This is a genomic window from Sporolactobacillus sp. KGMB 08714, assembly GCF_036598985.1.
In the GTDB taxonomy this organism is placed as follows: domain Bacteria; phylum Bacillota; class Bacilli; order Bacillales; family Sporolactobacillaceae; genus Sporolactobacillus.
The window spans coordinates 51,006-62,561 of the sequence record NZ_JAUUBW010000022.1 but is presented as its reverse complement, the minus strand read 5'-3'; the positions used below and the strand labels follow the sequence as shown (position 1 = coordinate 62,561).

14 protein-coding genes are annotated in these 11,556 nt (G+C 49.9%); all 14 read left to right on the top strand.

The window, feature by feature from the left end; translation table 11 throughout:
• The first annotated feature begins 105 nt into the window (after positions 1–105).
• The 14 genes from Q6A92_RS10885 (at position 106) to Q6A92_RS10820 (ending at position 11,522) form a co-directional block, all read left to right on the top strand.
• Positions 106–648 (top strand): NUDIX hydrolase, encoded by a 543-nt coding sequence (locus Q6A92_RS10885; RefSeq protein ID WP_274399332.1) that lies wholly within the window; start codon positions 106–108, stop codon positions 646–648.
• 110 nt (positions 649–758) lie between these two features.
• Entirely contained in the window at positions 759–1,391 is a 633-nt protein-coding gene (gene spoIIM, locus Q6A92_RS10880) for a stage II sporulation protein M (RefSeq protein WP_274399333.1), read from the top strand.
• A gap of 185 nt (positions 1,392–1,576) precedes the next feature.
• Positions 1,577–2,074 (top strand): ferric iron uptake transcriptional regulator, encoded by a 498-nt coding sequence (gene fur, locus Q6A92_RS10875; RefSeq protein WP_274399336.1) that lies wholly within the window; start codon positions 1,577–1,579, stop codon positions 2,072–2,074.
• Between the two features lie 264 nt (positions 2,075–2,338).
• A complete protein-coding gene (locus Q6A92_RS10870; protein ID WP_274399338.1) occupies positions 2,339–2,584 on the top strand; it encodes a DUF4227 family protein in 246 nt (81 codons plus the stop codon).
• On the top strand, positions 2,581–3,480 hold the full coding sequence (locus Q6A92_RS10865; RefSeq protein ID WP_332238153.1) for a tyrosine recombinase: 900 nt from the start codon (positions 2,581–2,583) through the stop codon (positions 3,478–3,480). The genes Q6A92_RS10870 and Q6A92_RS10865 overlap by 4 nt, the downstream gene beginning before the upstream one ends.
• 37 nt (positions 3,481–3,517) lie before the next feature.
• Positions 3,518–4,342, top strand: coding sequence for a purine-nucleoside phosphorylase (locus Q6A92_RS10860; protein ID WP_332238152.1), 825 nt, complete (start codon positions 3,518–3,520; stop codon positions 4,340–4,342).
• 729 nt (positions 4,343–5,071) lie between these two features.
• Complete coding sequence (locus Q6A92_RS10855; protein ID WP_332238151.1) at positions 5,072–6,244, top strand: D-alanyl-D-alanine carboxypeptidase family protein; 1,173 nt, start codon at positions 5,072–5,074, stop codon at positions 6,242–6,244.
• A 203-nt stretch (positions 6,245–6,447) separates the two neighbouring features.
• Positions 6,448–6,798 (top strand): anti-sigma F factor antagonist, encoded by a 351-nt coding sequence (spoIIAA, locus tag Q6A92_RS10850; RefSeq protein ID WP_274399341.1) that lies wholly within the window; start codon positions 6,448–6,450, stop codon positions 6,796–6,798.
• Complete coding sequence (spoIIAB, locus tag Q6A92_RS10845) at positions 6,799–7,239, top strand: anti-sigma F factor (protein WP_274399342.1); 441 nt, start codon at positions 6,799–6,801, stop codon at positions 7,237–7,239.
• Between the two features lie 12 nt (positions 7,240–7,251).
• Positions 7,252–8,010: an RNA polymerase sporulation sigma factor SigF gene (sigF, locus tag Q6A92_RS10840; protein ID WP_274399344.1), complete on the top strand. Its 759-nt coding sequence runs from the start codon at positions 7,252–7,254 to the stop codon at positions 8,008–8,010.
• A 160-nt stretch (positions 8,011–8,170) separates the two neighbouring features.
• Positions 8,171–8,620 (top strand): stage V sporulation protein AC, encoded by a 450-nt coding sequence (gene spoVAC, locus Q6A92_RS10835; RefSeq protein WP_274399345.1) that lies wholly within the window; start codon positions 8,171–8,173, stop codon positions 8,618–8,620.
• A gap of 16 nt (positions 8,621–8,636) precedes the next feature.
• Positions 8,637–9,656 carry a stage V sporulation protein AD gene (gene spoVAD, locus Q6A92_RS10830; protein ID WP_332238150.1) on the top strand — a complete coding sequence of 340 codons (1,020 nt, stop codon included), beginning with the start codon at positions 8,637–8,639 and terminating at the stop codon, positions 9,654–9,656.
• On the top strand, positions 9,653–10,003 hold the full coding sequence (gene spoVAE, locus Q6A92_RS10825; protein WP_274399347.1) for a stage V sporulation protein AE: 351 nt from the start codon (positions 9,653–9,655) through the stop codon (positions 10,001–10,003). Before spoVAD ends, spoVAE begins: the two co-directional genes overlap by 4 nt.
• 28 nt (positions 10,004–10,031) lie before the next feature.
• Positions 10,032–11,522 carry a spore germination protein gene (locus tag Q6A92_RS10820; protein ID WP_332238148.1) on the top strand — a complete coding sequence of 497 codons (1,491 nt, stop codon included), beginning with the start codon at positions 10,032–10,034 and terminating at the stop codon, positions 11,520–11,522.
• Positions 11,523–11,556: the final 34 nt, after the last annotated feature.

Below are 11,556 nucleotides of genomic sequence, written 5' to 3'. Positions count from 1 at the left end.
ATGCTTTTATTTTTTGTGTTACCCCCTTATCGGATAAGGCTTAAACACTGTTTTTGGTGTTTCAAGTTTTAGTTAATAGTAAAAAAAGAAGGGCGTGCCAGTGCAATGGATCGATTAACGGAAAAGAAAAAAGGATCAACGGAAATTTTTAAAGGAAAGATCGTTCACCTTCTGGTTGACAAAGTCGGCCTTCCGAACGGCAATGAGGCCACCAGAGAGGTGGTCAGACATCCCGGTGCCGTGGCGATTATCGCGGTCAATGAACAGGGAGAGATGCTCCTCGTCAGGCAGTATCGCTATCCTCTCGACAAGATTATCTATGAAATTCCGGCGGGAAAACTGGAACCGGGAGAACATCCGAATGATTCAGCGATACGCGAACTGGAAGAAGAAACGGGGCATCGATGCAGGCGGATGGAACAGGTTGCTTCATTTTACTCTTCGCCCGGTTTTTCCGATGAATTGCTGAACATCTATTTTACCGATACGCTGACAGATGGGAGCCAGCACCTTGATGATGACGAGTTTCTTGAAGTCTATGCAGTCGGCCTGGACGAAGCCGTTCAAATGGTGCGCGATCACCGGATTGCCGATGCGAAAACGGTTTATGCCGTCCAATACTTGCAGCTGAAGGCCGCGAAAAAATAACGCGCTGACATCGGCTGTGTAAATTCTCTTTCCCCCGGGCATAGCTTTCCCGAAAAATCATAGAATAGATTATCGTTTCTATTTGAGAGAATCCGGCGGGAGGTTCCGAAATGGTCGGGCAGAGAATTAAAAAAATCGTTTTTCGGCACGTCAAAGAATACTTATCGCTTTACACATTTGTTACTGGATTATTTCTGATGGGCATTATATTCGGGGCAATTGTCGTAAACAGTCTCTCCTATGGCTCAAAAAGCGATCTGCTCCATTATCTTCAGCAGTTTTTCGGAGAACTGTCGCGCGGGCAGATTGCAGACCCGGGTCGTCTGTTTAAAGAGAGCCTGCTTAACGGCCTGCAGTATGTGGGGTTGATCTTTCTTTTGGGGCTTTCGGTCATCGGGCTTCCGATTATTTTTCTGCTTGTTTTTGTTAAGGGCATGATACTTGGTTTTACGGTCGGGTTTCTCGTCAGCCAATTGGGCCTTCACGGTTTTCTTGCCTCAATGGTGAGTGTTTTTCCTCAGAATCTGCTGATCATGCCTAATTATCTGTTTCTCGCAGTTATTTCTGTCGCCTTTTCTCTGAAGATCGTCCGTCGGCTGATCGTGAAAAACAACCGTGATCCGATTTTCCACCAGCTGATCGGCTATGGGATCATGTTCGCCGGCTCGGTCGTTGTCCTGGCTGCGGCGTCCGGGTATGAAGCGTACATTTCACCCGCTCTGATTCGCCTTTTTGTCCCGTAATTATTTGCGGTATAAGATGTGAGAATTGGTTAAATGATAATAAGGCTTCATTTCATGGCGATTTATCGACGAATATGCTTTTCTCAAAATAAAATGATTTCAATTTAAAAATTATTTTATTTAAAATTGACAGCGCAATTGATAAGGATTATAATTTCTCTGAGATCAGACGAGGGGGGATTTGCGTGGAAGGTCGGATCAATCGAATCAAGAAACAGCTTCATGCGCAGAAGTATAAGTTGACTCCTCAGCGCGAAGCAACAGTCAGAGTTTTGCTTGAAAACGAACAAGATCATCTCAGTGCGGAAGATGTCTACCTCCTCGTGAAAGAAAAGGCGCCGGAAATCGGTCTGGCTACCGTTTACCGGACACTTGAACTGTTAACCGAACTAAAAGTCGTTGACAAGATCAACTTTGGAGACGGCGTCTCGCGTTATGACCTGCGTCAGGAGGGGGCCAACCATTTTCATCATCATCTCGTCTGCATCGAATGCGGTGCAGTGGACGAGATACAGGAAGATCTTCTCGGCGATGTGGAAAAACTGGTAGAGCGCAGATGGCATTTTAAAGTAAAAGATCACCGTCTGACTTTTCACGGTATCTGCCACCGCTGCCTGGAAAAACATGAAGCAGAGAACCAGGCCCGTGAAAATGAACAAGAACATGAAGTGGAAAAAGTATAATATCAATCAAAGGCAGCGGAATTTGTATCAAAAATCCGCCGGGTAAAACAGTCTGAAGAGGAAAGGGCAGGCTGTTTTTTCATTTGTCCGGCCTGCTTGTTCCCGAATGCATCCGGAAACAACGGTCACGGTGCTGGCTATTCAATCTGATTCTATCATTGAAAAAAGCAGCTCTCTCCGGAATATTTGCGGGAGCTTCAGGCATATCCATAAGTAAATCCTGATTTTACGGGATATGCCTGATCAATGAGGATGAACGGGGCAATGAAGGAGTATCTGCAAATCACTCTGCGGGTCTGGAAAATGTTAATTGTTTTCATCGCGCTGACGGTCTTCTTTTATTTGGGACTGGCCTGGGTGGACCGGCAGCAGGCCAATTTTCATCGATATGATGAACGCGGGAACGACGCGGTCAAAGTCAGTGCCGGCCAACAGCCGGCCGGCATGCTTGAAGACAGTGCCCGGGATTTTTGGATGCGGATCCGTGAATTTTTGCAGGACGGAGAATGAGAAGCATGCAGGAACAGCTGAATGATTTTCTGAATGGGCTGAAGCGCGAACGCGGTCTTTCAATGAACACTCTGGATGCCTACCGAAGAGACCTTATCCAATATATCGATTTTCTGAAAACCGAAGCCGGGTGCCGTTTCTGGACGCAAGTGACGGAGATTCACGTGATGAAGTACCTGTACTGGCTGAGAGACAAAGGAAGCGCTCCGGCGACGCTGGCCCGTAAGGCAGCCGCAGTCCGCGGTTTTCACCGCTTTCTGCTGAGAAAACACCAGACAGACCGCGATCCGTCCTATGCAATCGAGGTACCGCGGGTCGAACCGAAATATCCCAGCATCCTGTCGATCGGCGAAATTGAGACACTGCTCGATGCACCCGATAAAGGAAGTGATGCGGGCCGCCGCGACCGCGCGATGCTGGAATTATTGTATGCGACCGGTATGCGTGTGAGCGAACTTGTCCTGCTGGACCTTAATGATCTGAACCTGATGATGGGATTTGTCCGCTGCAGCGCCGGAAAAGGCAGCGAGCGTGTCATTCCTCTCGGCAGCAAGGCCCGGCAGGCGGTGCAATTATACATAACCGAGGTTCGGGAAAAAACGGATCGCTGCTCGGATAGGCAAGCGCTTTTTCTCAATCATCAGGGACGGCGGATTACGAGGCAGGGCTTCTGGAAGATTCTCAAGCGATATGCACAGGAAACGGGTATCGGGGCATCGCTGTCCCCGGAAACGCTCCGGCATTCACTGGAAGCGCATCTGCTTGAAAACGGAGCCGATCCCGAATCGGTTGAAGAGCTGATGGGACGCACGGACAAGCTGGCTTCACAAAGATACCCGCGCCCCGCGAAAGAGCGTCTGAAAGATGTTTATGCCCGCTGCCATCCCCGTGCCTGACGCAGCGGAAAAAAGGATCGCCAATTAGAGTGGAGAGATGAAGATGGAGCAGGTCGAAGAAGTCATTGAATGCATGCGGGCAAAGACCCGGAAGAATCCGAAGATCGGACTGATTCTCGGTTCGGGGCTCGGCGATCTTGCGGCGGCTATCGCCGGCGCCGACCGGATTCCTTATCAATCGCTGCCCCACTTCCCAAAGCCGACGGTTGAGGGCCACAAAGGACAATTTGTGATCGGCCGATTGGAAGATCAAAATGTCATTGCGATGCAGGGACGTTATCATTACTATGAAGGCTATTCGCTGAAACAAGTTTCTTTTCCTGTCCGTGTGATGAAGGCGCTCGGAATTGAGTATCTGATTGTGACCAATGCCGCCGGCGGAATCAACACGGACTTTCGCCCCGGCGATCTGATGCTGATCCGCGATCATATCAATATGCTCGGCGGAAGCCCGCTGATCGGAGCGAACGATGAGAAGACAGGCCCGCGTTTTCCGAATATGTCCGCGGCTTATCAGGCCGCTCTGATTGATCTGGGAAAGAAGGCGGCTTCTTCAATCGGTATCAATATCAGGGAGGGCGTCTATCTGGCAACTCCCGGTCCGCAATATGAGACTCCGGCAGAAATCCGGATGATGCGCGCTCTCGGTGCCGACGCCGTCGGCATGTCGACCGTACCTGAAGTCATTGAGGCAAACCATGCCGGCCTTAAAGTCCTCGGTATTTCATGTATCACGAATATGGCGAGCGGCATTCTCAACCGGCCGCTTTCCCATACAGAAGTGATGGATACGGCCCGTCGGGTGAAAGAAAATTTCACAGGATTGATTAAAGAGATTATACGGACGATCGGCACCTGCTGAAGATTTTTAAATAAGCTGTTTTAAAAAAATGAATATTTCTTTGGTTCCTGTATTCGGCCGGCCGCGAGTGCGAGGCCTTCATCCGCTCATCTGATGAGAGGCAGATATCTATTCTTTTGTCGGTGCGGGCAGCGATAGACTTCTCTGAAGGGTGATATCGTGGTCGGAGAGGCGTTAAATCGCGGAAATGCCCGCTTTTTAAATTCATCGGCATCCAGACAAAATCGCCGGGTATACCCCGCTGGAAAACCGCCGGTCAGCTGCCACGATCATCCGTAACCCGCCGCTATATTGTCAGCAAACAGCCCAATATCAACAGTTAGAGTCCAAGAATCAACAATGAAACGCAGAATATCGACAGCAGCGGCTGAAGAATCAATAAGCGTGAATAATCAGAACTTTAAAAGGCGCCGGCAACTGTGGGGCAGAGCAGCTTTAAGACACTATGATTCTTATAAAAAAGAGGAGCAGCTGTTTTCGGTATGGAAAGGACAGAGGAGGCTCTCCTAAAAGCCTTTTAAAATTCAAGAACCGGAGAGAAATTTGCAAGAAAATTTTTCTCCGGTTTTTCTTGTGTAAAGGACAGTTCTCCTCCGCCGTACGATTCCTTTGGGCATTCTTCATCAGGTTAAGATCCTGCTTCGGCGGGATCTTTTTTTCTCGCCTTTATTCAGTATAAAAGATCCGATTCTGGAAAAAATAGAGAAGATTATAGGAGGAGGTAGAATCATGAAGGCTTTTTCAGCATTTCTGCTCTGTACGCTGCTGCTTTTCGCGACACTTGTGCCGGCGGCGGCAGCTTCCGCGCAGACGGCCGGCACACCGGCCGGGAAGGCGCAGCAGGTGAAGTCGGCCATCGTCATCGAAGAGGGAACGGGGAAAGTGCTCTATCAGATGAACGCAGACAAGGAACTGCCGCCTGCAAGCATGACGAAAATAATGACGCTTTTACTAATTTTTAAGGCGCTGAGCCGGCATCAGATTTCGCTGAATGATAAGGTAACGGTCAGCGAGCATGCCGCGTCGATGGGAGGCTCGCAGGTTTTTCTTGAACCGGGGGAGACCATGACTGTCAACGAGATGCTCAAAGCGATCGCCATTGCCTCCGGGAACGATGCATCGATGGCTATGGCTGAATATATCGCCGGATCTGAGAAAGCGTTTGTACAGCAAATGAATCAGGAAGCGAAATCACTTGGATTAACACACACGAAATTCCAGAATCCGACGGGCCTTCCTGTACAGGACCATTACTCGAGCGCACACGATATGGCCGTCATGGCCCGCGAACTTGCCCGATATGATCAGGTTTTTAACTATACCTCCAAATATGAGGACTACTTGCGCCAGAACACAGATAAGAAGTTCTGGCTGGTCAACACCAATAAACTGATCAAAACTTACCCGGGCGCGGACGGATTGAAAACAGGTTTTACGAATGAGGCCAAATACTGCCTGACGGCGACGGCAAAACGGGGCAGTATGAGGGTGATTGCCGTTGTCATGGGCGCCCCTTCTCCAAAAGAAAGAAATAAGGAAGTAGCGGCGCTGATGGACGAAGCTTTTGCCAATTACACGACCAAGCAGATCCTTGGGAAAAACGCGACGGTCGCTTCAGCTAAAGTGAACAAGGGGAGTCGCGGGCAAGTCCCCGTTGTTACCGGAAATCCTGCCGTCCTGCTCCTGAAGAAAGGGGAGGACGCGAACGGGCTTCAGAAAAAGGTCGACATACCGCACTCGCTTCAGGCACCAATCAAGGCGGGAACCGTTGTCGGCTATTACACGATCAGCAAGAATCATCAGGTTATTTCGCGGACGCCTTTGGTCGTGAATGAAAATATTAAACGGGCGTCCTGGTGGCAGCTTTTTAAGCGAAGCGCCGGATCGATCCTGACCCATTAAGCAAAAACGCGAGATTTGCTGATTAAGCACTAGTTCTGTCGGCAGGCAGGAACACAGGAAAAGGGCGGCGAAAAGAACACATACAAGACGGATTCACGGCAGGTTGATATCTGCGGCCTGTCGGCATATCCGCCCCTTTATCCTGAAACAGCGAAGGAGCCGACGCTTAAAAAAGGCTTTAACCGGGAGAGGAGAGAGTCAGATTGAGTCTGCAAATCGATTTGGAAGTGAAAAACGGCGTGCTTTGCATCCGGCTCGCCGGGGAACTGGATCATCATACAGCGGATGAACTGCGGGAAAAAGTTAATGCGGTGATGGAAGAAGAAATGGTTCATCATATTCTGCTGAATCTTGGAAATCTGACATTTATGGACAGTTCGGGCCTTGGTGTAATTCTTGGCCGCTACAAGAAGATTGTCGGCCTTGGCGGCGAAATGGTTGTCTGCTCGATATCGCCGTCCGTCCGCCGGCTGTTTGAGCTGAGCGGAATGTTTAAAATCATCCGTTTTGAAGCGGATGAAGAATATGCCCTGCACACTCTGGGGGTGGCCTGAATGAAAAATGAGATGTCGCTTTCTTTTTCGGCAGTCAGCGAAAATGAATCGTTTGCCCGTGTCGCGGTGGCGGCTTTCGTAGCTCAGCTTGATCCGACCTTGGACGAGCTGACGGAAATAAAGACGGTTGTATCCGAAGCCGTTACAAATTGCATCATTCACGGCTATGAAAACAGCGGAAAAGGCCGGGTCAGAATCACGGTTTCGCTTGAAGACGGAACCGTCAGTTTAAGCGTTCATGATGACGGAGTCGGGATAAAAGATGTTGAGCAGGCGAAGCAGCCGCTCTTTACGACGAAACCGGAACTGGAACGATCGGGAATGGGCTTTACGATTATGGAAAATTTCATGGATCATGTGACGGTGGAAACAGAGGAAGGCAAAGGAACGACCGTGATCATGACAAAGGAAATGATTCATAACAGAGCGGTCTGCAAGTAGGGAGATATGTGTATGGAGCTTGATCGGAAAATCGGAGCCAAGGAACCGCTGCTGGACGACGGAGAAGTCAAGGCACTGATTAAGCGCAGTCAGTCAGGAGATCATGAAGCACGCGATCAGCTGGTGAAGAAGAATATGAGACTCGTCTGGTCGGTCGTTCAGCGGTTTATCAACCGGGGCTATGAACCGGACGATCTGTTTCAGATCGGCTGTATCGGGCTGCTGAAGTCGGTTGACAAATTCGATCTTTCTTTTGATGTCAAATTCTCGACGTACGCCGTACCGATGATTATCGGGGAAATTCAGCGTTTCATCAGGGACGACGGTGCGGTCAAGGTCAGCCGTTCATTAAAGGAAACCGGGATCAGAGTCAGGAAGAAACGCGATGAGCTGTCGAAGAAGCTCGGACGTAATCCAACGATCGGCGAGCTCTCCGATGCGCTCGATCTATCTCCTGAAGATATTGTGCTTTCTCAGGAGGCGATCCGGGCACCGTCATCCATTCATGAAACGGTCTTTGAAAATGACGGCGATCCGATCACAATCCTGGACCAGATTTCAGATGGGGAAAGCGGCAAATGGTTTGATAAGATGGTCGTCCGGGAAGCTGTGGAGCATCTTGATGAACGGGAAAAGCTGATTGTCTATCTTCGTTATTATAAAGACCAGACACAGACCGAAGTCGCCTCACGTCTGGGAATTTCCCAGGTTCAGGTTTCCCGGCTTGAAAAAAAAATACTGGAAGAAATTAAAAGCCAGATGGCTGAATAGCCTTCAAAAAAAATGATCCGCTCTTTCCGCAGAGCCGGATCATTTTTTTTGAACGGTACCGGATTAAAAAAGGCAACGGTTCGCCTGACTGTGAATCGGAGGCCTGCATATTTTTCACCATCCGGCAGATAATAAAATTTCAGAAGGGAGCTTGATCACGATGCTAAATGACCCGAAAAATTACAGCAAGAATATTAAACCCTTTCAACCGAGAGTTCCGTATTTCATGAACTGCCTGAAAGCCTTTTTCGTCGGGGGCCTGATTTGTCTCGCCGGCCAGTGTATCCAGACCGGCTATATCTACTTTTTTCATTTTACAAAACAATCGGCAGGCGATCCGACCGCCGCAACACTGATTCTTATTTCGGCATTAATGACCGGATTCGGCTTCTATGATAAAATTGCCCGATTTGCCGGAGCGGGTTCAATCGTTCCGGTTACCGGATTTGCCAATTCGATAACCAGTGCGGCTCTGGAACACAAAAATGAAGGGATCGTCCTCGGCATCGCAACCAATTTATTTTCGCTGGCCGGGGCCGTGATCGTCTTCGGAGTCGTTTCTGCAGCCGTCCTCGGCATCATCCGTCTATTTATTGAGCAGATTTTCTAGAGAGGAGGAAACGCCAGTGAGCAAGCTGAGAAAACAAACATGGCGGTTTGATCACCCGATTTTTCTTGCCGCAACCGGAACAACGGTCGGACCGCTCGAGTCGCGCGGTCCGCTTTCGGGAAATTTTGACAAAGCCTATGAATCGCTGAACTGCGGAGAAAAGGATTGGATCGAAGCAGAGAAAACTTTGATGCGGCGGGCGATCTCTTACTGTCTTGCCAAAGCGGGAAAAATAGAAGGGGACATGGATTTGTTTCTGGCAGGAGATCTTATGGACCAGACGGTGACTTCCAATTTTATTGCACGGGAAAACCGGGTTCCTTTTTTCGGCATGTTCGGAGCCTGCTCAACGTCAATGGAAACGCTGGCGGCCGGGGCACAGCTGGTCGACAGCGGGTTTGCGGACAATGTCCTCTGCGCGGTCAGCAGTCATAATGCGACGGCCGAGCGCCAATTCCGAAATCCGACAGAATACGGAGGGCCTTCCAATTTAACCCAAACGTTCACGGTGACCGGAGCGGGTGCGACAATCGTGACAAAAGAACCGGGTAAAGTCCGGGTGAGCGAGGCGACAATCGGCAGAGTCATTGACTGGGGAATCGGGGATCCGAACAATCTGGGGTCGGCCATGGCCCCTGCAGCCGCGGACACCATCTGGGCTCATTTTCAGGACACAGGCCGGGTGCCCGAAGATTACGATCTGATTGTGACGGGCGACCTTTCAAGTGTCGGCGTTCCGATCCTGAGGGAACTGCTGATTGAAAAGGGACTGGATATTACGGATGTACATCAGGATTGCGGACTGATGATCTACAGCCCGGACCAGCCTGTCGGTGCGGGAGGAAGCGGATGCGCCTGTTCCGCAGTGGTGACCTACGGTTATTTGTACAAAAGACTGGCCGAAGGCTCCCTGAAGCGGGTTTTGGTCGTGGCTACGGGAGCGCTTCTCAATAATGCAACGGCGAAACAGAAAGATACCATTCCGTGCATTGCCCACGGGGTTGTTCTTGAAACGGCAAAGGTGGGAGCAGAATGATTTTTCTCTATGCTTTTCTTATCGGTGGTGCTATATGCGTAATCGGGCAGCTGCTTTTAGACGTTTTCAAGCTCACACCCGTTCATGTTGTTGTCTCATTTGTCGTTCTCGGTGCGGTGCTCGACGCATTCGGTCTCTACGATAAACTGATTGAATTTGCCGGGGCCGGGGCGACGGTTCCGATCACCAGTTTCGGCCATTCTCTCCTGCACGGTGCGATGTCGGAGGGGCATAAACACGGTTATCTCGGAATTGCAATCGGAATTTTTAAGCTGACCTCTTCCGGTATCACTTCGGCTATTTTGTTCGGATTTCTTATCGCACTTTTCTTCAAACCGAGAGGATAGGCGAAAAGTCAAAGGGGAGTCAGAGGCTATGCAAAAGCAGGATGAAAAGACACCGATCAGTGCCGATATCAGCGAAAATTCCCAAACAATGTATCGGATCTTTGATTTCGGTCCGGCCAATTTTGACATGGGCGAGCGCAGCATTAAGATACTCGGGCGGGAAAGCAAGATTTATTATACGAACAGTCTGATGGATACGAGCATTTTAGTCGTTATGATGCGCGAGTTTATGCGCCTCTCCAACCGTAATGAGCACGTTTCCGATGTTTTTCAGGAAATTAAGCAGCATCTTGTTCACGAACAGGTCGAGGAGATACAGACGATCGATGACGCGGTCGACCGGCTGCTCACCGGACGGATGATCGTATTGGTTGACGGCGAGACGAGCGGTTTCAGCATCGATCTGCGCCATTATCCCGGACGCCAGCCGGAAGAACCTGAGGTCGAGAAAGTCGTCCGCGGATCAAAAGACGGATTTACAGAAAATATTATTGAAAATTCCGGCCTGATCCGCCGCCGGATTCGCGATCCGCGCTTTCGCAGCGACTTAATCCAGGTCGGTTTGCGGTCGAAAACCGATGTGAGCCTGTGCTATTTAAAGGATGTGGCCAACCCGGGCCTGATTAAAACAATAAAAAAAGAACTTCAGTCTATCAAAATCGACGGAATTCCGATGGCGGACAACGCTGTGGAGGAATTTATTCTTAAACAGGGATGGAATCCGTTTCCGCTCGCACGCTACACCGGACGTCCGGATGTAGCGGCCGCACACATCCTGGAGGGCCACATCGTTATGATTACGGACACTTCTCCCAGTGCCATGATTCTGCCGACCACATTGTTTCATCATATACAGCATGCCGAAGAATACCGGCAGGTCACCATATCGGGCGCATTTGAACGGTGGGTGCGTTTTATTGCTATATTCGGCTCTATTTTTCTCGTGCCTCTCTGGCTTTTGCTCGTGCAGGATCATTTGCTCCCGTCACAGCTGAGTTTCATCGGACCGGACAAAAAAGACTTTCATATTCCGCTGGTCGTTCAAATCCTGATTGCGGAGGTCGGTATCGAAACCTTGCGGATGGCTGCGATCCATGTGCCGACGCCGCTCTCGACGGCACTCGGCCTGATTGCCGCCGTCCTGATCGGACAGATTGCCATCGAAGCAGGCGTCTTCGTACCGGAAGTGATTCTCTATACTTCCGTTTCCGCGGTCGGCGGATTCGCGACGCCGAGCTATGATCTGCAGCTGGCCAATAAAATTATCCGGATCCTGCTGATCCTGACGGTCGCTTTTTTTCATGTACCCGGTTTCATGATTGTAATCACTTTAACCATCATCTATCTTTCGCATGTGAAAAATCTGAATACACCCTATCTATGGCCGTTTATCCCCTTTAACCCGACCGGCCTCTACAATATACTGATGCGCCGGGCGATGCCGACATCTGTGCTCCGCCCCAGTATTGTCCGTCCGCTTGATAAATATCGGCAGCCGCCGAAAAGCAAACCGAATTAAAACTTGTCTTTATCTCCCGATCATGGTACACTGA